This window comes from Serratia sp. 22278, assembly GCF_052045405.1.
Lineage (GTDB): Bacteria > Pseudomonadota > Gammaproteobacteria > Enterobacterales > Enterobacteriaceae > Serratia > Serratia marcescens.
The window spans coordinates 395,893-415,708 of record NZ_JBQEOW010000003.1; the positions used below are offsets into that span (position 1 = coordinate 395,893).

Genomic DNA, 19,816 nt, shown 5'->3' on the forward strand with positions numbered 1-19,816 from the left:
TCGTCAACGATCCCCGCACCTGCAGAGATAAGGCCAACACTGATGCGTTTGGAAGTATTTTGCGAAGACCGCCTCGGTCTCACTCGAGAATTACTCGATCTTTTGGTATCGCGCAGCATTGACTTACGTGGCATCGAAATCGATCCCATCGGCCGCATTTACCTCAATTTCTCCCAGCTGGATTTCGATACTTTCCGCGCGTTGATGGCGGAGATCCGCCGCATCGCCGGCGTAACCGACGTGCGCACCGTCAGCTTTATGCCTTCCGAACGCGAGCATCGCGCGCTGCGTGCGCTGCTGGAGTCGATGCCGGAACCGGTGTTCTCGATCGACATGAAAGGCAAGGTCGAGCTGGCCAACCCGGCGGCGCAGGCGCTGTTCAGCCTGAGCGAAGACAAGATCCGCAACCAGACCGCCGGGGCGCTGATCGGCGGCTATAACTTCAGCCGTTGGCTGGAGAGCGAGCATACGGCGCCGCACGCCGAGCGGGTGGTGATCCGCAGCCAGGACTTCCTGATGGACATCACGCCGATTTATCTGGAAGACCAACAGCAGCAGCCGGCCGCGGTTGGCGCGGTGGTGATGCTGAAGTCCACCGCGCGCATGGGCCGCCAACTGCAAAATCTGTCGGTGAACGACGATACCGAATTCGACCACATCGTCGCGGTGAGCGCCAAGATGCGTCATGTGCTGGAGCAGGCGCGCAAGCTGGCGATGCTCGATGCGCCGCTGCTGATCGTCGGCGATACCGGCACCGGCAAGGATATTCTGGCCCGCGCCTGCCATTTACGCAGCCCGCGCGGCAAACAGCCGTTCCTGGCGCTGAACTGCGCCGCGCTGCCGGATGACGTGGTGGAGAGCGAGCTGTTCGGCCATGCGCCGGGCGCTTATCCCAACGCGCTGGAAGGCAAGAAAGGCTTCTTCGAGCAGGCCAACGGCGGTTCGGTGCTGCTGGATGAGATCGGCGAAATGTCGCCGCGCATGCAGACCAAACTGCTGCGTTTCCTCAACGACGGCACGTTCCGTCGCGTCGGTGAGGAGCATGAGGTGCACGTCGACGTGCGCGTGATTTGCGCCACCCAGAAAAACCTCACCGAGCTGGTGCAGCGCGGCGAATTCCGCGAAGACCTCTATTATCGCCTCAACGTGCTGACCATCACCATCCCGCCGCTGCGCGAACGTCCGCAGGACATCATGCCGCTGACCGAACTGTTCGTGGCGCGCTTCGCCGATGAACAGGGCGTAGCGCGGCCCAAGCTGGCGAGCGATCTGGGCGGCTTCCTCAGCAAATACGGCTGGCCGGGCAACGTGCGTCAGCTGAAAAACGCCATCTACCGCGCGCTGACGCAAACCGAAGGCTACGAGCTGCGGCCGCAGGACATCGTGTTGCCGGAGTTCGAGGTGGAGATGTCGTTGGGCGACGAGGTGCTGGACGGCTCGCTGGACGACATCAGCAAGCGTTTCGAGCGCTCGGTGCTGACGCGCCTGTATCGCACCTATCCCAGCACCCGCAAGCTGGCGAAGCGGTTGGGCGTTTCCCATACCGCCATCGCCAACAAGCTGCGCGAGTATGGCCTGAGCAGCCGCAAAGGCGGCGCTGAGGGCGAAGAATAAAAAAGGCGCCTTGCGGCGCCTTTAGCGTGTTTCCAAAGCCGGCGTTCGCCGGCTTTGTTATTTCAGCGCAGCCAGCGCCGCGTCGTAGTCCGGCTCGGTGGTGATTTCGTTCACCAGCTCGCTGTACAGTACGTTGTCCTGGCCATCCAGCACCACGACCGCGCGCGCGGTCAGGCCCGCCAATGGGCCTTCGGTGATTTCGACGCCGTACGCCTGCTTGAACTCGGCGCCGCGCAGGGTGGACAGGGTGACCACGTTGCTCAGGCCTTCCGCGCCGCAGAAACGAGACTGCGCGAACGGGAGATCGGCGGAGATGCACAGCACCACGGTGTTATCCAGGCCGCTGGCCAGCTGGTTGAATTTACGCACCGACGTCGCGCAGACGCCGGTATCGATGCTTGGGAAGATGTTCAGGACTTTGCGTTTACCCGCGAAGCTGCTCAGCGCCACGTCTGACAGGTCTTTGGCAACCAGCGAGAAGGCCTTGGCCTGTTCGCCCTGCTGTGGCAGCTTGCCCGCTACGCCGACCGGATTGCCTTGAAAATGTACTGTCTGAGTCATTGCTAGATTCCTTTTACAGGTGTTTATACAAAGGGTATGAACCTGATGAAACGGCGCGCCGACAACGGCAGTTAACATCAGGTTCACACCCTGGCGCCAGTTTATGACAACCGGGACGGATTGGATATCAAAGTTTGCTAAATAGTTGTATATATTAGACTGTTCTATAAAACATCACCGGCGCATCAGCCTGGCTGAATGCGCAGTTTTCGCTCAGGAGCCGTTATGAGAGACATGCGTTTTTACCCGGAAGCCTGGCCGCTGCATACCGCCTTCGTGATTGCGCGCGGCAGCCGCACCGAAGCCCGGGTGGTGGTGGTCGAAATCGAACAGCAGGGCGTGCGCGGCACCGGTGAATGCACACCGTATCCGCGCTACGGCGAGAGCGAGGAATCGGTGATGGCGCAGCTGGCAGAGATGGCGCCGGCGATCGCGCGGGGCATCACCCGCGAGCAGCTGCTGACGCAGATGCCGGCGGGCGCGGCCCGCAACGCGCTGGATTCGGCGCTGTGGGATCTGGAGTGCAGGCTGCACGGGCAGAGCCTGTGGCAGCGCAGCGGCGTGACGGCGCCGGCGCAGATCCGCATGGCGCAGACCGTCAGCATTGGCACGCCGGAAGCGATGGCCTTCGCCGCGCGCGAGCTGGAGCGGCAGGGCGCCACACTGCTGAAGATCAAACTCGACGATCACTATATCAGCGAGCGGCTGGTGGCGATCCGCGCCGCGGTGCCGCAGACGACGCTGATCGTCGACGCCAATGAGTCATGGCAGGCGGAAGGGCTGGCGGCGCGCTGCCAGCTGCTGGCCGATCTCGGCGTGGCGATGCTGGAGCAACCGTTGCCGGCCGGTGACGACGCCGCGTTGGAGCACTTTATTCATCCGCTGCCGATCTGCGCCGATGAAAGCTGCCACACCCGCGCCGATCTGCCGCAGTTGGCGCAGCGCTATCAGATGGTCAACATCAAATTGGACAAAACCGGCGGCTTGACCGAGGCGTTGGCGCTGGCGCAGGCCGCGCGCGAACAAGGGTTCGCCATCATGCTCGGCTGCATGTTGTGTACGTCGCGGGCGATATCCGCTGCCTTGCCGCTGGCGCCGGCGGCGCGCTTCGTCGATCTGGACGGCCCGACCTGGCTGGCGCGGGACGCCGAACCGGGCCTGGCGTTCGAATGCGGGGCGATCGTCGATATCGCCCCGTAGGGATTAATTCGGGTAGGTCAACAGCTCGGTCATCGCGTCGATGTAACGCTCGCTGGCGGCATCGGCGGAGATCGGCGGGAATTCGGCGGTGATGCACGGCAGCGACAGATCCGCGCACCAGCTGCCGAACGAGCCGGGCGTTTCATAACCGACGCTGGTCACCAGCGGCAGCTCGAACTTGTGCGACAGCCAAACGCCGAGCCGCGAACTGGCGGGATCTTCGATGCAGGCCAGCGGCTCGTGGAACGACACCACCCAGTGCGGCTTCAGGCGATGGATCAGGTGACACAGCGCCTGGGTTTCCGGTTCGGAACCGGGGCGCCCGCCGGTGGAGAGTTTGACGTCGCGCACCGGCGCCGCGCTGTTCCAACGGTAGACGGTGTCGCCGGAGCGCCAGTTGGCGGCCGGGAAGTTGCGGTTCAGATCGACGCCGTTGGCATTGGCGCGCAGCCCCAGCTGGCAGCCGTCGGGGTTGACCGCCAGCACCACGTGGTGGCGCAACTGCTCGGGGGCGATGCTGCGCAGCGCGCAGGACAGGGTCACGATGGCGGCGCTCTCATCGCCGTGGGTGCCGGCGATGATCAGCCCGGTCTGCGGCCCGCCGTTCGCCGCCGGGAAATAGAGCAGCGGCGCGCCCAGCAGCGAGCTGCCGTAGTTCTCTCCTGCGATGGCCAACTGGCCACGTTCACTGCGTGGTCGATGTTCGGTCATGGTGTTGTCCCTGGATGAAAGGTCGAGAGTCATTGTCATTTTATTCAGTGTATTACGCTTTGAGACATCTTTCCCATCGCAATTGTGCGGCGTTTGCGCGATCTGTGAGGCCGCTGCGGTGAAAACGCCAATTAAACCGCACCTGGCCTGACGCTATTGTTATACTAACGGCAGTGCTAAGCCAATCACCCGCAAGAGGATTTAACATGCCAGTAGCCAGAATCATCGCCAGCTATAGCGAAAATGAAAATGACACCATCACGCTGCTGTGCGGCGTGGACGCTGAAAACCAGATCCGCCAGGGGGAATGGTTCGGCGTGGTGAAAAACGACGACGGGCGCGGTGACGAATCGAACTATCCGTTCACCCTGCATATCGATTACCAGAAAGATGCCTTCTACCTCGACTACGGTTATGACGACGCCGACGCGCGCCAGCTGCAAAAAACCGATATCTCGGCTCGTCCGCTGGCCGAGAAAGGCTTTTTCACCGTGTTCGATGAAGAAGAGGGCGAAGAGTTCAGCTACCGCATCAACAGCATCCACCTGTACGACTGACGGTCGCCGCTGCAAACACCGCCCGTGCCGCCCTGCGCCGCACGGGTTTTTTATCGCCTGAATCGCACTTTTTGCAACTTCTCGACCGCGGGCTCTAGGCCGGATGGATCTTGTGCTATATGATAAAAAATTCAGATGGTTAACGGGGGAAAATCATAATGACGGGAAGAAGAATGCAACGGGGTTTTCGTTTGGCGCTTTGCGCGGCGGCGATCGGCGCCTGTATGAGCAGCGCTATGGCGGCGCAGGTTCCCCCGGGCACCGCGTTGGCGGCCAAACAGGAAATCGTGCGCCACATTAAAGACGAACCGGCCTCGCTCGATCCGATCAAAGCGGTAGGCTTGCCGGAGGCTCAGCTGGCGCGCGATTTGTTCGAAGGGCTGGTCAATCAGGACGCCAGCGGTAAAGTGATCCCCGGCGTCGCCACGCGTTGGCAGACCAGCGACAACCAGACTTATATCTTCCATCTGCGCAAAGACGCGCGGTGGTCAAACGGTGCCCCTGTCACGGCGAAGGATTTCGTTTACAGCTGGCAGCGGCTGGTAGAGCCGAAAAACCTGTCGCCGTTCGCCTGGTTCGCGCAGCTGGCGGGGATCCAGAACGCCGAGCAGATCATCAGCGGCAAATTGCCGGCCGATCGTTTAGGCGTGTCGGCGCCGGACGACTACACGCTTAAAGTGCAGCTGGACAAACCGGTGCCGTACTTCGTCAGCCTGACGGCCAACTTCAGCCTGTTCCCGGTCAATAAGACGGTGGTGGAAAAATACGGCAATGATTGGACCAAGGTCGGCAATCTGGTGGGCAACGGCGCGTTCAAACTGCAGGAGCGGGTGGTGAACGAGAAGCTGGTGCTGACGCCTAACGACCATTACTGGGATCATGCGCGTACCGTACTGACTAAAGTGACCTTCGTGCCGATCAACCAGGAATCCAACGCCACCAAGCGTTACCTGGCGGGTGACATCGACATCACCGAATCCTTCCCGAAAAACATGTATCAGAAGCTGCTGAAAGACATTCCGGGGCAGGTGTACACGCCGGATCAACTGGGCACCTATTACTACGCGTTCAACACCCAGCGCGCGCCAACCAACGACGTGCGGGTGCGCCAGGCTTTGTCCTACGCCATCGATCGCAAGATTATCGCGGAAAAAGTGCTGGGCACCGGCGAAAAACCGGCCTATCACTTCACGCCGGACGTGACCGCCGGGTTCAAACCGGAAGCGAGCTTGCTGCAACAGCAATCACAGGCGGAGTTGGATGCACAGGCCAAGGCGTTGCTGCAGGCGGCCGGTTACGGCCCGAACAACCCGCTGAAACTGACGCTGCTGTATAACACCTCGGAAAGCCACCAGAAGATCGCCATCGCCGTGGCCTCGATGTGGAAGAAAAAGCTCGGTATTGACGTCAAGCTGCAGAATCAGGAGTGGAAAACCTATATCGACAGCCGCAACACCGGCAATTTTGATGTGATCCGCGCCTCCTGGGTGGGTGACTATAACGAGGCGTCGACCTTCCTGTCGCTGCTGACCTCCACCCACAGCGGCAACATCGCCAAGTTCAAGAACGCGGACTACGACAAGCTGCTGGCGCAGGCGGGGCGGGAAACCAATCCGGCGGCGGTGACCGCCGATTACAACAAAATGGAACAGATCATTGCCGATCAGGCGCCGATCGCGCCGATTTACCAATACACCAACGGCCGCCTGATCAAACCGTGGGTAAAAGGCTACCCGATCACCAATCCGGAAGACGTGGCCTATAGTCAAACGATGTATATCATCAAACACTGAGTTGATTTATTGATCGCCCCCGTCTAATGCGGGGGCTTTATTTTCTCGACGCTGCAACAACGAAGGTAATTAATTTTTCCACGCGATAAACCCCGTTTAATAATAAACAGGGTTGCCATCATCACATTATTGTTTCGCTATTTCAGCGAGTGGTTACGCTTATAGACAGTCCCGCATGGCATCCACCACCACACGGCCACTCATGTCGGTTTGGGTGATGCGGTAGCTGGTGGGGTAAGAGCGACGAGTGCTGAAACGATCGTGGACGGAGACCTTGCCAATCTGCAGGCCGGCGGCGTTTTTCACCACGAACTCACTGATCTCTTCCTGGCCCTGGTTTTGCAAATGGATATTGCTGATTTTTTCCAGCGTATCGCTGGCGTTTATTTTTAAATGGTCGCGTAACATAACTACCTCCTCGTAGTGAGAAAAGTATATGCCCCTAAAATTTGCGCTGAAACAGCTTTGTGTTGATTTATTATTATCATTTTGAATTAAAATTGATAGCAATATGTTAAGTCATAATAATAACGCTATTGCCAGCGCTTTATCGGCGATATTGTCCGATTTATCGGCAAGGGTTTACTTCATTGCCGTTATTATTAGTCTGCATTAATGGGGAAAAGCGCCTGCCTGGCCGTCGGGGCGGGAAAGACGCAGGCGACATTGTGCCCGCAGCCGGGAACGATCGTTAACCGATGCGGCTTCTGGGGCGCCAGGTAACGCCGATCGTAGTCGGCGTAGGCCAGGGCGCGCTGCAATCGATAGGGGCCCTGCAGCTGGGCGGCGCAGGATTTGTCGAGTATCCGATAGTAGGCACCCGGCGCGGTGCCGGTATCATCGGCGGCGGCCAGATAGGTGATATCGGCCGCAGCATAGCGCCGGCGAGCCGCGTCTGCGGCGCGCTGCAGGTGAGCGGGAAGCGCTTCCAGACCGAATTTCCAGCGATTGGCCTGCGGACAGCGGCCGGCGTCCAGCGTTTGCCAGCGGAAGCGGCAGGTTTTCTCACTGCCGCAGCTTCCCCAGCTTGTGGGCAGAGGGCGCAGACGATCAAAATAGAGCCAGCTGCCGGGATCGGCCACCACATAGCGTAGACGCACTCCGCTGGGCGGTTGAGCAAAGCCGACATAATGTTGCACGAACTGGGCGCCGGCGGAAAAACCGGCCACGGTTATCGACTGCAGCGACGGCCAACGCCGTTTCAGATCGGCCAGCAGGTTATCCATGGCGTTGAACGAGCCGGTTTTCCCGCTATTATCCAAATTGCCTGCGATCCACGAGCCGCAGCGCCAGAGAGCGTCACCGTCTTGCGGCCGGGGTAGACCGGCGGAATGGCAGTGGACGGCGAGTTTTACCGGCACCTGGAACAGCGGGGCGACCAGCAAGCTGTTGCCTCCCGCTCCCTGCGCGGCATCGATCGCCGCTTGCAACGTCTTGGCGGCGTCGCGTGGATGCCCGTGCATCACCACCAGCGCGGTACGCGGCTGGGGGCGGTGCTCATGGGCGACATAGTAAGAAAAATCGCCCGCCGCCGTCGCTACGCGAAACGGAACGGCGATGCGCTCCAGCGTCGGCTGCGCATAGGCCGTTTGCCCGGCGAACAGCAGCGTCGCTATCGCGCGGCGAAACAAGCGGCGCATCCCCATCAGATACGGCACAGAACATCGCGCATTTGTCTTAGGAGTTCCCGACATCGTTGTTCCTCACGCGCCTGTTGATAGTAACGATAAAAGGCGCTTTCCGAGCTGAGATTGCCCGCCAGCATCAACTGTCTGAAAATCATGAATACCAGGCTAAGCATAATGATAGTAAACAATAAGCCGAGGAACAGCAGTTGCCAGCCGTCGCCGATGCGCGCACCGGGCAGATAGGTGATCGACGTGGTGGTGATTTCTACCCCACGCAGCCCCCATTGCGCCAGTGCCAGCAATAGCACCAGCAGCATGACGAACAGCAGGTACAGCAAGAAATAACGGCCGGAAAGCAAAAAACGTTTGAACTTGCTATCGGCGTTTGGCCGCAAAACGAAGCCTGCGGACGTGGCGCGCAGGATTTGCTGGCGGCCACCGGTGAAGCGATAACGTTCCAGCGCGGTCACGCTGTCCGGCAGCGCCAGCAGTAGCCGCAATGCCGTCAGCCTGATGGTTTTATTTCCCATATAGTCTCGAAACTGCAGCAGGCAAATGGGGGCGGCGTGGGGTTTCTCGACAGACTCGAGCAGTTTGAGCAGCTTATCGTGTTTTTCCCGCCGAATGCGAAAAGGGGTTTTGATCACGGCGATAAACAGCGTAATGACGGTCGGTAAGACGACTTTCAAGATATCTGCGGTGCTGATTTGTAACATGCGAGTCTCCTCTCGGGCTGTCTGGCGTTCCTTGCGGCAGAAGTATAGAACACGTTTATGGGACAACGAGAAAACTGGCGTTACAGCTTGGCCTTTGATCTCCAAGACGTTAACGCTAGACTCAGCAACATAAGCAAGACTGAGGGGATAAATGAATGGATGTGATTGAGGGGAGCGAGCTGCAGGTCGCCGATGCGGTTTACGCCTACCAGCTCGACGGCAAGGGGGGCGTCACGCCGATCGAACAGGATGACAAGATCACCTGCGACGCGCCGTGCTGGCTGCATCTTGATTACGCGCACCCGGCCAGCGCTGAATGGCTGAGTACCACGCCGCTGCTGCCGGACTCGGTGCGCGAAGCACTCTCCGGCGAAAGCTCACGGCCGCGCGTCAGCCGCCAGGGCGAAGGCACCATGATCACCCTGCGCAGCATCAACTTTAACGCTAATTCCCGGCCGGATCAGCTGGTCACCATCCGCGTATATATCACCGACAAGCTGATTATCTCCACCCGGCACCGCAAGGTGTATTCCATCGATCAGGTGGTGAACGATTTGCAAAGCGGCGCTGGGCCGACCAACAGCGGCAGCTGGCTGGTGGAAATTTCCGATGCGTTGACCGATCACACCAGCGAATTTATCGAGGATCTGCACGACAAGATTATCGATCTGGAGGACGCCTTGCTGGAGCAGCAGGTGCCGGAGCGCGGCCAGCTGGCGCTGATCCGTAAACAGCTGATCGTGCTGCGCCGTTACATGGCGCCGCAGCGCGACGTCTTCGCGCGGCTGGCCAGCGACCGCCTGCCGTGGATGAGCGACGACGATCGCCGCCGCATGCAGGATATCGCCGATCGCCTGGGACGGGGATTGGACGATCTGGACGGCAGCATTGCACGCACCGCCATCTTGTCCGACGAAATCACCACGGTGATGGCCGACGCGATGAACCGCCGCACTTACACCATGTCATTGTTGGCGATGGTATTTCTGCCCACCACTTTCCTGACCGGGCTGTTCGGGGTCAACCTTGGCGGTATTCCGGGCGGCGGTAATCCTTTCGGTTTCGCGGCATTTTGCCTGATGCTGGTCGGATTGGTGCTTGGCGTCGCCTGGTGGTTGAAGCGCAGCCGCTGGCTGTAGGCAAAAATGACGAAAACCCGGTTAACATTGAGCAATATCAACATTTAGCCGGGGGAAATGGGGCATGATCTCTCTCGCAGGTGAATGCAACGTCAAGCGATGGGCGTTGCGCTCCATAATTGTCTTACTTTCTTATTTTTGAATTACTGCATAGCACATTTGATTCGTACAATGCCGGTTTAATCACCGGCATTTTTTTATTCGGCTTCCTTTCTTCTTCAGGCCGCGCTTTCATCCCAGAAGCTGGCTTCAATCTTGTGCCCATCCAAATCCCGAACAAAGCAGCCGTAGTAAGCCTCGCCGTAATGCGGCCGCGAACCGGGCGCGCCTTCATCGACGGCGCCGGCCAGCAGCGCCTGGCGATGGAATTCATCCACCTGTTGCTTGCTGGTGGCAAAAAAACCGACGTGCGTGCCGTTGCCGGGTGAGGCCGGCCGGCCGTCGATCGGCACCTGTAGCCAAAACTCCGGGTAGTCGCGGCCGTAACCAATGGCGCCGGGATGCTCCAGCACCCGTCGGCAACCCAAAGCGGCCAGCGCACGATCGTAAAAGGCGGCGGCGGCCTCGAAATCGTTGGAGCCCAGCGAGACGTGGGACAGGCAGGGGGTGATATTCATTGCGCGATCTCCATATGACTGTATAAATAAACAGTATAGGGTAAAAACGGCACTGCCCAGCAAATTTTGCGCAAACTGTGAACAGGATCGAGATCGTCGGGAAAGGGAAATGTCGCCGCTCGCAGGATGGCAAGCGGCGAGGGGGCTTATTTGATTTCCAGCACGTTCAAACGCTCTGGCGCAGGCGCTGCGTCGTCCGAGTCTTCCGGCTGCCAGCCGACCGGCTGCATCGGGATGTCTTCGCGATCGAAGGCCAAATCGCCGCCGTCCACCACGGCGCTGCCGTGGTGAATGCCTTTGAAATCGAACAGGTTGATATCGCTCAGGTGCGAAGGCACCACGTTCTGCATGGCGCTGAACATGGTTTCCAACCGGCCTGGGTAACGCTTGTCCCAGTCGCGCAGCATGTCGCCGATCACCTGGCGCTGCAAATTAGGCTGCGAGCCGCACAGGTTGCATGGAATGATCGGGAAGGCTTTGGCGATCGAGAAACGCTCGATGTCTTTCTCGCGGCAATAGGCCAGCGGGCGGATGACCACGTGTTTGCCGTCGTCGCTCATCAGCTTGGGCGGCATGCCTTTCATCTTGCCGCCGTAGAACATGTTGAGGAACAGCGTCTGCAGAATGTCGTCGCGGTGGTGGCCCAATGCGATCTTGGTGGCGCCCAGTTCGGTGGCGGTGCGGTACAGAATGCCGCGGCGCAGGCGCGAACACAGTGAACAAGTGGTTTTCCCTTCCGGGATCTTGTCTTTAACGATGCTGTAGGTGTTTTCTTCGACGATCTTGTATTCCACCCCCAGGCTTTCCAGATAGGCGGGCAGAATATGCTCCGGGAAGCCGGGCTGTTTCTGATCGAGGTTCACCGCCACCAGCGAGAAGTTGACCGGCGCGCTTTGCTGCAGATTGCGCAGGATCTCCAGCATGGTGTAGCTGTCTTTGCCGCCGGACAGACAGACCATGATGCGGTCGCCTTCTTCAATCATATTGAAATCGGCGATCGCTTCGCCCACGTTGCGGCGCAGGCGCTTTTGCAATTTGTTCAGGTTGTACTGCTCTTTTTGGCTAACGGATTGCTTTTCTGACATTTAAATCGTGCTCATTCTCAATGGGGGGCACTAGGGGCATGGGGTTGTAGACCGCGAGTTTACCATTCAACCGGCCAATTTTGATCATTATTCATCATCCTGCTTCCATGCGCCCGACGCGAGGCCTGTATGGTACGGATTGCGCGCCGGAATGCCAGCAGGTTTTGTTGCTGCGATTTACGCCGGCGGTAGTAAAAGAACAGGGCGCGAATCGCTCGCGCCCTGACAGGGGTTACTCAGCGGCGGACTTTTCCGCCTTGCCGGCCAGCAGGCTGAGGAAATCGTATTTCTCCTTCAGCTCTTTCTCGGCGGCCTGATACAGCGCGCTGGCCACCTCCGGCTGCTGCGCGTTCAGGCGACGGAAACGCTGCTCGTTCAGCAAAGTTTCAGCCAGGCTGCTGTTCGGCGGCCGCGAATCCAGCGCCAATGCGGCCTTGCCCTCGGCGCTGCGGCGCGGATCGAAGCGGTACAGCGGCCAGAAGCCGGTGGCGGTCAGCTGTTTCATCTGATCGTGGCTGAGCGCCAGATCGTAGCCGTGCTCTTCGCACGGGCTGTAGGCGATGATCAGCGACGGCCCCGGATAGGCCTCGGCTTCCTGAATCGCTTTCACCGTCTGGTTAAGCTGCGCCCCCAGCGAGATCTGCGCGACGTAGACATGGCCGTACATCATCATGCTGACGCCCAGATCCTTGCGCGCCTTGCGCTTGCCGTGCTCGCCGAACTTGGTCACCGCGCCCAGCGGCGTGGCTTTCGACTGCTGGCCGCCGGTGTTGGAGTAGCACTGAGTGTCGAGCACCAGCACGTTGACGTTCTCCGTCAGGCTGAGCACGTGATCCAAACCGCCGAAGCCGATGTCGTAGGCCCAACCGTCCCCGCCGATCAGCCAGATGGATTTATCCACCAGGTAATCGGCATCGGCCGCCAGCTGGCGTGCGTCTTCACCTTCGAAACTCGCCAACAGCGTGCGCAGTTCGGCGATTTGCTTCCGGCGCGGCTCCGGCGCCACGTCGTCCATCTGCAAGGCATTGACCAACTGCTCCGGCAACTGCGGCGCCAGCGAGTTCAGCAGGCGTAGCACCCGTGCGCGATGTTGATCGACCGTCAGACGGAAGCCCAGGCCGAATTCGGCATTGTCTTCGAACAGCGAGTTGGCCCACGCCGGCCCGCGCCCTTCGGCATTGGTGGTGTAAGGCGTGGTCGGCAGATTGCCGCCGTAGATCGAGGAACAGCCGGTGGCGTTGGCGATCAGCAAACGGTCGCCATAGAGCTGGGTCAGCAGCTTGATGTACGGCGTTTCGCCGCAGCCGGAGCAGGCGCCGGAGTATTCGAACAGCGGCGTGATCAGCTGCGAGGTGCGAATGTCGATGCGCTCCAGCTGCGCCGGATCGATTTCCGGCAGCTGCAGGAAGAAGTCGTAGTTGTCTTTTTCCGCCGTCAGATTATCGAGGCGCGACGCCATGTTGATGGCTTTGATCTCCGGGTTCTGGCGATCTTTCGCCGGGCAGACCTCGACGCACAGGTTACAGCCGGTGCAATCTTCCGGCGCCACTTGCAGTACGTATTTCTGGCCGCGCATATCGCGCGCTTTGACATCCAGAGACTGCAGAGAGGCGGGGGCGTGTTCCATCTCCGCCGGCTGAACCACTTTGGCGCGAATGGCGGAGTGCGGGCAGGCGGCGACGCAGTGGTTGCACTGGGTGCACAGGTCGGGCTGCCAGATCGGGATCGCTTCGGCGATGTTGCGCTTTTCCCACTGGGTGGTGCCCACCGGCCAGGTGCCGTCCGGCGGGAAGGCGGAAACCGGCAGCGCATCGCCCAGCCCGGCCAGCATCGCGGCGGTAACGGTTTTGACGAAGTCCGGCGCGGCGTCCGAGACCACCGGCGGGCGCATCGGGCTGCTGTCGTCGACCGGCTGCAGCGGAATTTCAATCAGTGCACCGCGGGTGGCGCCCAGCGCCTGCCAGTTGCGCTCGACGATCTCTTGGCCCTTGCTGCTGTAGCTGCGGGCGATGGCGTCCTGCAGCTGTTGCAGCGCCACGTCGCTCGGCAGGATCTGCGTCAGGTGGAAGAACGCCATCTGCATCACGGTGTTGATGCGCGCGCCGAGCCGGCATTCGCGCGCCAGCTTGGCGGCGTTGATGATATAGAAACGCGCCTGGCGTTGGTACAACAACGCCTGAACCTCCTGCGGCAGGCGCGACCAGACCTCATCGGCGCCGTAAGGGGTATTGAGCAGGAAGGTGCCGCCGGGCTTCAGGCGTTCAACCATCTGGTACTTATCGATAAACTGCAGCTGGTGGCAGCCGACAAAATCCGCCTGGCTGACCAGATAGGCCGAATTGATCGGCTGCTCGCTGACGCGCAGATGCGACACCGTCAGGCCGCCGGCCTTTTTGGAGTCGTAGACGAAATAGCCCTGCGCATACAGCGGCGTGGCGTTGCCGATGATTTTGATGTTGTTCTTGGTGGCCGAGACCGAACCGTCGCTGCCCAAACCGTAGAACAGCGCTTCCAGCGAGGCGCGCTGCGGCAGGATTTCGTCGCTCAGCGGCAGTGAAAGCCCGGTGACATCATCGAAGATGCCGACGGTAAAGCGCGGGCGCGGCTGCGGCTGGGCCAGCTCACGGAACACCGCCAGCGCACAGTCCGGGCCGAACTCTTTCGATGACAGGCCGTAACGGCCGCCGATCACCCGCGGCAGCGTGGCGCGCTCGCCTCGGCTGTAGGCTTCCGCCAGCGCGGTCATCACGTCCAGATACAGCGGCTCGGCCAGCGCGCCCGGTTCTTTGGTGCGATCGAGCACCGCGACGCTGCGCACGCTGTCCGGCAGCGCGCCGAGCAGATGCTGGGCGGAGAACGGCCGGAACAGCCGCACCTTCAGCACGCCGACTTTCTCGCCGCGGGTCAGCAGGGTGTCGATCACTTCTTCGCAGGTGCCGGCGGCGGAGCCCATCACCACCACCACGCGTTCGGCCTGCGGGTGGCCGTAATAGTCGAACGGCCGATAGTGGCGGCCGGTGAGGGCGGCGAAGGCTTCCATGGCGTCGATCACGTGTTGGCCGGTGGCGTCATACCACGGGTTGGTGGCTTCGCGCGACTGGAAATAGGTGTCCGGGTTGGCGGAAGTGCCGCGCACCACCGGATGATCCGGCGACAGCGCCCGGCTGCGGTGGGCGTCGATCGCCGCCTGCGGCAGCATGTGCCGCAGCGTATCGTCGCTGAGAGGCACAATCTTGTTGATCTCGTGCGAGGTGCGGAAACCGTCGAAGAAATGGATAAACGGCACGCGCGCGTTGAGGGTGGCGGTCTGTGAGATCAGCGCGAAGTCCTGCGCCTCCTGCACGCTGCCGGCGCACAGCATGGCGCAGCCGGTTTGGCGCACCGCCATCACGTCCGAATGGTCGCCGAAGATGGACAGCGCGTGCGTGGCCACGGTGCGCGCGGCGACGTGCAGCACGAACGGCGTCAGCTCGCCGGCCAGTTTGTACAGCGTGGGGATCATCAGCAGCAGACCCTGCGATGAAGTGAACGAGGTCGACAGCGCGCCGGTTTGCAAGGCGCCGTGCACGGTGGCGATCGCGCCGCCTTCCGACTGCATTTCCACCACCCGGGGGATATCGCCCCAGATGTTTTGCCGGCCATCGCCGGACCAGGCGTCCGCCTGCTCCGCCATGGTGGAGCTTGGCGTGATAGGGTAGATGGCAATCACTTCGTTGGTGCGATAGGCCACGGAAGCGACTGCATTATTACCATCTGTAGTTATCATCGGCGTTACCTTTTCATTGCTCACAAAGCCGCGAAAGCGCACTTTCGCAGTAATGGAAAAAAGTCTAACAGAGGGGGCGAACGTGGCTTTATCGTGTTTGTGTGGCGGGTGATAAATCGTCAAAGGCGTATTTCCTCGCCGATTAGGGGCCGGGGCAATAAATTGTTTTCACCGTTTAAAGACAATTTATTTCCGGCGCGTCATAATTGCGCATCGGCAAATTGACAGAAGAAAACCATGAGCGCATTTATGTATTTGACGATGGCGATAGTCGCGGAAGTGATCGCCACCACCATGTTGAAAGCCTCTGAGGGCTTTACCCGCCTGTGGCCGTCGCTGCTGGTGGTGCTGGGCTACGGCGTGGCGTTTTGGGGGCTGTCGATGGTGGTCAAAAGCATGCCGCTGGGCATCGTGTATGCGATTTGGTCGGGCATGGGCATCGTGCTGGTGTCGGTCGCCGCAGTGTTCGTTTATCAGCAAAAATTGGATTGGCCGGCGATCGTCGGCATGGGATTAATTATTGCCGGCGTGCTGGTGATTAATTTACTGTCGAAAGCCTCGGTGCACTGAGTGTTATTTTAATGTAAAAAAAGGCCGGCGTGACAGCAAGTCGCGCCGGTTGAAGAATTCAGTCATCATTCACTGAAAATAGTGGAATGCTAATTACTTAGCGCCGCCAGCATAGACGCAAATATCGTTCTCTCCGGTAGCAAAAAATGCGCCGCCGCAATGAAAGCACGCGAAGATAATTAATACCAATGTCGCGGGAAAAACTTCCTCGATGGCAGCGGTGACGTTATCACTTTTTGCGTGCAGCCAGCGCCTGGCAGCGAGTGGCGCCGTCACGGAAATATTCTGCAAACAAAATAAATGTCCGGCCGGCGCAAAAAAACGACAAATAATGGCTGGAATATATTTTCATTATTTATATATCGAGCTAGATTAAACAAGTTTGCATCAAAGATAGCGAAACGTGTCCGCCAAGTGACGCGCGTTATCAGCAATGGCGATTTTACACAGCGCAGTTCCGGGTTCAGGAGTGGGATAATGACGACATCAAAATGGCTGCTTGCCAGCGCCGTGCTGCTTTTAGCCGCCTGCAGCAGCAATAACGAAGAGCCAGTACAGCAGGGCAACAGTGCCAGAATCAATACGTTGCAGACCAGCACCGGTTGCGCGGCGGTCGGTGGCGTTACCACCATCGCGCACAATTTGAACGGTGAAGCGCTGCGCATGTGCCAGATGCCGAACGGCAAGCAGTGCGAAGAGCGCACGCTGGCCCTGGGCAGCTGCGCCGGGTAAGCCCCGGCGCCTGGCCTGCAGGATCAATACACCCAATCGCGCAGGGTATAAATAAGCGTGTGGCCGCTGCCGTTGAGCGTCAGCTGCTGTGCGTTTAGCGTCACTTCGGCGCCGTTTTCCAGCACGGTGCCGATCACCCGATCCCAGCGGTTGCGCTGCTCATCAGGGCACAGCTTGCGCGTCGTGGCCAGCGATTTCACCGTCAGCACGCCGTCGCGTAATTGCCCCTGACCGAAAAAGCGGTTGCACATCGTGCCGGAGACATGCAGGTTCTCGCCGAACTCCAGATTGAGCAGGCCGCCGCCCGCCGGTGATTTTGCCGTGTCGCCATCCACGCTTTGCAACACGAAGTTGTGATGCAGCAGATCGCCTGGCGTGACGGCCGTGTGTGGTTTCATGCTGCACCCCGCTAAGGCCAGCGCCGCAAGGGCGGCCACCGTGGTTTTTCTCATCGCGTTCTCTCAAATAAACAGGGCGCCGCAAGGGCGCCCCGAGGTTACGCTCAGGCGTTCAACTGGTTCGGGCAGGCTTCGCCGCGATCCAACTGGCTGATGTTCTGCAGCGTGGTTTGGGAAATGCTGGTCAACGCCTCTTCGGTCAGGAAAGCCTGATGGCCGGTGAACAGCACGTTGTGGCAGGCCGACAGGCGGCGGAACACGTCATCCTGAATCACGTCGTTAGACTTGTCCTCAAAGAACAGATCGCGTTCGTTCTCGTAGACGTCCATCCCGAGGGCGCCGATTTTTTGCTGCTTCAGCGCATCGATGGCGGCGGTGGAGTCGATGAGCGCGCCGCGGCTGGTGTTGATCACCATTACGCCGTTTTTCATCATCGCGAAGGCGTCGGCATTCAGCAAATGGTGGTTCTCCGGCGTCAGCGGGCAGTGCAGGGTGATCACGTCGGATTGCGCGTACAGCGTCTTCAGATCGACATACTCCGCGCCCAGTTCCAGCGCCTGTTCGCTCGGGAACGGATCGTAGGCCAGCAGCTTCATGCCGAAGCCTTTCAGAATGCGCATTGTCGCCACGCCGATTTTACCGGTGCCGATCACGCCGGCGGTGCGATTGTGCATGTTAAAACCGATCAGCCCTTCCAGCGAGAAGTTGGCGTCACGGGTACGCTGATAAGCGCGGTGAATACGGCGGTTCAGGCACATCATCATGCCTACCGCGTGTTCCGCCACGGCCTCCGGCGAGTAGGCCGGCACGCGCACCACCTTGATGCCCAGTTCTTTGGCGGCGTCCAGATCGACGTTATTAAAACCGGCGCAGCGCAGGGCGAGAATTTCGACGCCCAGCGCCGCCAGTTCTTCGAGCACTTCACGGCTGCCGTCGTCGTTGACGAAGATACACACCGCCTTGCAACCGGCGGCCGTTTTGGCGGTTTTTTTACTGAGTAAAAAGTCGAAGAATTCCAGCTCATAGCCAAACTGCTGGTTCACCAGTTCGAGGTATTTACGGTCATACTGTTTGGTACTGTATATCGCCAATTTCATCGTGGTTTCTCCACCGTGATTTTGTGATCAATTTAACAGATTTTAGTAAATTCGACAATTGGTTAGCGGTTTGTCCTGCACGGGGTTTGTCCGATGAAACAGGGGGATGAAACCGGCCCGCATTGGGCCGATTCACGCGATGTTAGCGAGCGATTTCCGTGTAATGGTGCTCATCGTAATCATGGGGCAAATACCCGTTGACGGCATCGTTAAAGGCGATCCAATGCGGCGTTTTCTGGTGTGCCGAAAGCGCCGCCTTATCGTCCCAGTTTTCGATCAGCGCATAGCTATTTTCATCGTTCTGGCATTGCCAAAGCTGGTAAAAAGAGCAGCCGGTTTCTTTATTGGATTCCTGCACCATAGTGTTGAGCAGACTGAGAAAAGCTGGGCGTTTGGCCGGGTTGACCTGAAAAAAGACGTTGAGCGTGATCATGGTTTATTTCCTCTGTCGATAATGAAACTGGAATTTCCAGCAGGCAGCAATGTGCTGACTGCGAGCATTCTATGGGCTTGATGGTTGATTAAAAGTGAAATAAAGTTCGGTTATCATTCATTTTTGGTGAAGGTTTGTGGTGTTGAAACGAGCTCAGTTGGTCACCTTTTGCATGGTGGTTGAGTCGGAGAGTCTCACGGCTGCGGCGGAGCGGCTGTTTTGCGTGCCCTCTAACGTGACCAAGAAATTAAAAGAGTTGGAAACGGCGTGTGGCGTTACGCTATTTGAGCGTGAGCGCAATCGGCTGTCGCTCACACCGGAAGGCCGGGCGCTTTACCATAAGGCCAAGCGCTTTTTGGCTATCGAAGAGCGGGCGCGAGCGCAGCTTGAACAGGATCCGGTACAGGGTGAATTGAAGCTTGGCGCGCTGGATATCGCCTTGAGTCATCATCTGCCGCAAAAGTTGGCGCATTACCGTGCGCAGAACCGCCGCGTTCAGTTGAGTGTGGTGCAAGGCTATTCGCTGGATCTGGAGTTTCAATTGCAAAAAGGGACTCTGGACGTGGTGTTTTCAGATGGGCCGATAGAACATCCGCAGCTGCAGAGCCGGCGTGCTTTTCAGGAGCGTTTGGTCTTCATTGGCGGGGCGTATCAGCCAGCGTTGCTGGCAAAAAGCGATCTCTATGTTTATTCGCGTCAATGCCACTATCGCCATCTGGTGGACGCCTGGCTGCAAAAGCAGCAAATCATCCCCGCCGCGCTGCTGGAGGTGGAATGCTACGACGTGATATTCGCCTGCGTAACAGCGGGGTTGGGGTATGCGTTTGTCCCTGAAAGCCTCGCGCGACAGCGGGAGGTGGCGTATATCGAGTGCGGGAATGAAATGCGCAGCGATATTTATGCTATCTGGCGTAAAGCGAGCGACAGCCGCATAGTACAGGCTTTTATTGAGGCCGTGATTTGAAATTAACGGCAAAAAAATCCCCACGGGGGTGTGGGGAATGGCTTCTCTAGTACACAGTTAGCTAGCAGCTAAACTTTTATTAGAATGGTTGCAAGACTATTAATCATCAACGGTAACAACAATAACAAAAGTCTGAAAACTGTCCTGTTAATGTGATGTAGTTGTAACGAAAATCTACAACTCCGCACACGTTTGCGCCAAAAAGGTGCAAATCGCTTCTGCGAGCCCGCTCGGC

At 59.0% G+C, this 19,816-nt stretch carries 20 protein-coding genes; 8 read left to right on the plus strand and 12 right to left on the minus strand.

The window, feature by feature from the left end:
- Window positions 1-42 precede the first annotated feature (42 nt).
- Window positions 43-1,614 carry a transcriptional regulator TyrR gene (gene tyrR / locus ACTJJ6_RS09285; RefSeq protein WP_033634193.1) on the plus strand — a complete coding sequence of 524 codons (1,572 nt, stop codon included), beginning with the start codon at window positions 43-45 and terminating at the stop codon, window positions 1,612-1,614.
- A gap of 57 nt (window positions 1,615-1,671) precedes the next feature.
- Here the strand turns inward: tyrR and tpx are convergent, their stop codons facing one another.
- Window positions 1,672-2,175 carry a thiol peroxidase gene (gene tpx, locus ACTJJ6_RS09290; RefSeq protein WP_016927561.1) on the minus strand — a complete coding sequence of 168 codons (504 nt, stop codon included), beginning with the start codon at window positions 2,173-2,175 and terminating at the stop codon, window positions 1,672-1,674.
- Between the two features lie 225 nt (window positions 2,176-2,400).
- Here tpx and ycjG point away from each other — a divergent pair, with 225 nt between their 5' ends.
- Window positions 2,401-3,375, plus strand: a complete 975-nt coding sequence (gene ycjG, locus ACTJJ6_RS09295; RefSeq protein WP_033640164.1) for an L-Ala-D/L-Glu epimerase — start codon at window positions 2,401-2,403, stop codon at window positions 3,373-3,375.
- A 3-nt stretch (window positions 3,376-3,378) separates the two neighbouring features.
- Here ycjG and mpaA read toward each other — a convergent pair whose 3' ends face one another.
- Window positions 3,379-4,086, minus strand: a complete 708-nt coding sequence (mpaA, locus tag ACTJJ6_RS09300) for a murein tripeptide amidase MpaA (protein WP_028128339.1) — start codon at window positions 4,084-4,086, stop codon at window positions 3,379-3,381.
- Window positions 4,087-4,292: 206 nt separating this feature from the next.
- Here mpaA and ACTJJ6_RS09305 point away from each other — a divergent pair, with 206 nt between their 5' ends.
- Window positions 4,293-4,643, plus strand: a complete 351-nt coding sequence (locus ACTJJ6_RS09305; RefSeq protein ID WP_015378006.1) for a hypothetical protein — start codon at window positions 4,293-4,295, stop codon at window positions 4,641-4,643.
- Window positions 4,644-4,801: 158 nt separating this feature from the next.
- Complete coding sequence (locus ACTJJ6_RS09310; protein WP_049299377.1) at window positions 4,802-6,436, plus strand: peptide ABC transporter substrate-binding protein; 1,635 nt, start codon at window positions 4,802-4,804, stop codon at window positions 6,434-6,436.
- 159 nt (window positions 6,437-6,595) lie between these two features.
- On the opposite strand, the gene ACTJJ6_RS09315 is transcribed toward ACTJJ6_RS09310, so the two are convergent.
- The 3 genes from ACTJJ6_RS09315 to ACTJJ6_RS09325 form a co-directional block, all read right to left on the minus strand.
- A complete protein-coding gene (locus ACTJJ6_RS09315) occupies window positions 6,596-6,844 on the minus strand; it encodes a hypothetical protein (RefSeq protein ID WP_004930507.1) in 249 nt (82 codons plus the stop codon).
- Window positions 6,845-7,038: 194 nt separating this feature from the next.
- Window positions 7,039-8,130 (minus strand): hypothetical protein, encoded by a 1,092-nt coding sequence (locus ACTJJ6_RS09320; RefSeq protein WP_053090356.1) that lies wholly within the window; start codon window positions 8,128-8,130, stop codon window positions 7,039-7,041.
- Window positions 8,082-8,885, minus strand: coding sequence for a hypothetical protein (locus ACTJJ6_RS09325; protein WP_229597655.1), 804 nt, complete (start codon window positions 8,883-8,885; stop codon window positions 8,082-8,084). The genes ACTJJ6_RS09320 and ACTJJ6_RS09325 overlap by 49 nt, the downstream gene beginning before the upstream one ends.
- Before the next feature lie 50 nt (window positions 8,886-8,935).
- On the opposite strand from ACTJJ6_RS09325, the gene zntB reads away from it, so the two are divergent.
- On the plus strand, window positions 8,936-9,919 hold the full coding sequence (gene zntB, locus ACTJJ6_RS09330; protein ID WP_016927567.1) for a zinc transporter ZntB: 984 nt from the start codon (window positions 8,936-8,938) through the stop codon (window positions 9,917-9,919).
- A 218-nt stretch (window positions 9,920-10,137) separates the two neighbouring features.
- On the opposite strand, the gene ACTJJ6_RS09335 is transcribed toward zntB, so the two are convergent.
- From ACTJJ6_RS09335 to nifJ, 3 genes are all read right to left on the minus strand, one after another.
- Window positions 10,138-10,536, minus strand: coding sequence for a VOC family protein (locus tag ACTJJ6_RS09335; protein ID WP_004930496.1), 399 nt, complete (start codon window positions 10,534-10,536; stop codon window positions 10,138-10,140).
- 146 nt (window positions 10,537-10,682) lie between these two features.
- The gene (gene ttcA, locus ACTJJ6_RS09340) at window positions 10,683-11,621 is read right to left on the minus strand and encodes a tRNA 2-thiocytidine(32) synthetase TtcA (RefSeq protein ID WP_004930494.1); all 939 of its coding nucleotides are present in this window, start codon (window positions 11,619-11,621) and stop codon (window positions 10,683-10,685) included.
- Between the two features lie 232 nt (window positions 11,622-11,853).
- A complete protein-coding gene (nifJ, locus tag ACTJJ6_RS09345) occupies window positions 11,854-15,387 on the minus strand; it encodes a pyruvate:ferredoxin (flavodoxin) oxidoreductase (RefSeq protein ID WP_049299375.1) in 3,534 nt (1,177 codons plus the stop codon).
- A gap of 237 nt (window positions 15,388-15,624) precedes the next feature.
- On the opposite strand from nifJ, the gene ssmE reads away from it, so the two are divergent.
- Window positions 15,625-15,957 (plus strand): multidrug efflux SMR transporter SsmE, encoded by a 333-nt coding sequence (gene ssmE, locus ACTJJ6_RS09350; RefSeq protein ID WP_004930487.1) that lies wholly within the window; start codon window positions 15,625-15,627, stop codon window positions 15,955-15,957.
- Window positions 15,958-16,050: 93 nt separating this feature from the next.
- Here ssmE and ACTJJ6_RS09355 read toward each other — a convergent pair whose 3' ends face one another.
- On the minus strand, window positions 16,051-16,248 hold the full coding sequence (locus ACTJJ6_RS09355) for a hypothetical protein (protein ID WP_143779040.1): 198 nt from the start codon (window positions 16,246-16,248) through the stop codon (window positions 16,051-16,053).
- Window positions 16,249-16,434: 186 nt separating this feature from the next.
- On the opposite strand from ACTJJ6_RS09355, the gene ACTJJ6_RS09360 reads away from it, so the two are divergent.
- Window positions 16,435-16,689, plus strand: a complete 255-nt coding sequence (locus ACTJJ6_RS09360) for a DUF333 domain-containing protein (protein WP_016927569.1) — start codon at window positions 16,435-16,437, stop codon at window positions 16,687-16,689.
- A gap of 23 nt (window positions 16,690-16,712) precedes the next feature.
- Here ACTJJ6_RS09360 and hslJ read toward each other — a convergent pair whose 3' ends face one another.
- The 3 genes from hslJ to ACTJJ6_RS09375 all read right to left on the minus strand — a co-directional run bounded on the left by hslJ (window position 16,713) and on the right by ACTJJ6_RS09375 (window position 18,617).
- Window positions 16,713-17,141, minus strand: coding sequence for a heat shock protein HslJ (gene hslJ / locus ACTJJ6_RS09365; RefSeq protein ID WP_049299374.1), 429 nt, complete (start codon window positions 17,139-17,141; stop codon window positions 16,713-16,715).
- Between the two features lie 50 nt (window positions 17,142-17,191).
- Window positions 17,192-18,184, minus strand: coding sequence for a 2-hydroxyacid dehydrogenase (locus ACTJJ6_RS09370; RefSeq protein ID WP_016927571.1), 993 nt, complete (start codon window positions 18,182-18,184; stop codon window positions 17,192-17,194).
- A gap of 142 nt (window positions 18,185-18,326) precedes the next feature.
- Window positions 18,327-18,617, minus strand: coding sequence for a putative quinol monooxygenase (locus ACTJJ6_RS09375; protein ID WP_440802452.1), 291 nt, complete (start codon window positions 18,615-18,617; stop codon window positions 18,327-18,329).
- 139 nt (window positions 18,618-18,756) lie between these two features.
- Between ACTJJ6_RS09375 and ACTJJ6_RS09380 the strand changes: the two genes are divergently transcribed.
- Window positions 18,757-19,581 (plus strand): LysR family transcriptional regulator, encoded by an 825-nt coding sequence (locus ACTJJ6_RS09380; protein WP_197758311.1) that lies wholly within the window; start codon window positions 18,757-18,759, stop codon window positions 19,579-19,581.
- Window positions 19,582-19,816: the final 235 nt, after the last annotated feature.

What these genes read in the sequence shown, in the direction of transcription:
- tyrR (WP_033634193.1), top strand. Translation starts at nt 43, where the DNA reads ATGCGTTTGGAAGTATTTTGCGAAGACCGCCTCGGTCTCACTCGAGAA.
- tpx (WP_016927561.1), bottom strand. Translation starts at nt 2,175, where the DNA reads ATGACTCAGACAGTACATTTTCAAGGCAATCCGGTCGGCGTAGCGGGC.
- ycjG (WP_033640164.1), top strand. Translation starts at nt 2,401, where the DNA reads ATGAGAGACATGCGTTTTTACCCGGAAGCCTGGCCGCTGCATACCGCC.
- mpaA (WP_028128339.1), bottom strand. Translation starts at nt 4,086, where the DNA reads ATGACCGAACATCGACCACGCAGTGAACGTGGCCAGTTGGCCATCGCA.
- ACTJJ6_RS09305 (WP_015378006.1), top strand. Translation starts at nt 4,293, where the DNA reads ATGCCAGTAGCCAGAATCATCGCCAGCTATAGCGAAAATGAAAATGAC.
- ACTJJ6_RS09310 (WP_049299377.1), top strand. Translation starts at nt 4,802, where the DNA reads ATGACGGGAAGAAGAATGCAACGGGGTTTTCGTTTGGCGCTTTGCGCG.
- ACTJJ6_RS09315 (WP_004930507.1), bottom strand. Translation starts at nt 6,844, where the DNA reads ATGTTACGCGACCATTTAAAAATAAACGCCAGCGATACGCTGGAAAAA.
- ACTJJ6_RS09320 (WP_053090356.1), bottom strand. Translation starts at nt 8,130, where the DNA reads ATGTCGGGAACTCCTAAGACAAATGCGCGATGTTCTGTGCCGTATCTG.
- zntB (WP_016927567.1), top strand. Translation starts at nt 8,936, where the DNA reads ATGGATGTGATTGAGGGGAGCGAGCTGCAGGTCGCCGATGCGGTTTAC.
- ACTJJ6_RS09335 (WP_004930496.1), bottom strand. Translation starts at nt 10,536, where the DNA reads ATGAATATCACCCCCTGCCTGTCCCACGTCTCGCTGGGCTCCAACGAT.
- ttcA (WP_004930494.1), bottom strand. Translation starts at nt 11,621, where the DNA reads ATGTCAGAAAAGCAATCCGTTAGCCAAAAAGAGCAGTACAACCTGAAC.
- nifJ (WP_049299375.1), bottom strand. Translation starts at nt 15,387, where the DNA reads ATGATAACTACAGATGGTAATAATGCAGTCGCTTCCGTGGCCTATCGC.
- ssmE (WP_004930487.1), top strand. Translation starts at nt 15,625, where the DNA reads ATGAGCGCATTTATGTATTTGACGATGGCGATAGTCGCGGAAGTGATC.
- ACTJJ6_RS09360 (WP_016927569.1), top strand. Translation starts at nt 16,435, where the DNA reads ATGACGACATCAAAATGGCTGCTTGCCAGCGCCGTGCTGCTTTTAGCC.
- hslJ (WP_049299374.1), bottom strand. Translation starts at nt 17,141, where the DNA reads ATGAGAAAAACCACGGTGGCCGCCCTTGCGGCGCTGGCCTTAGCGGGG.
- ACTJJ6_RS09370 (WP_016927571.1), bottom strand. Translation starts at nt 18,184, where the DNA reads ATGAAATTGGCGATATACAGTACCAAACAGTATGACCGTAAATACCTC.
- ACTJJ6_RS09375 (WP_440802452.1), bottom strand. Translation starts at nt 18,617, where the DNA reads ATGATCACGCTCAACGTCTTTTTTCAGGTCAACCCGGCCAAACGCCCA.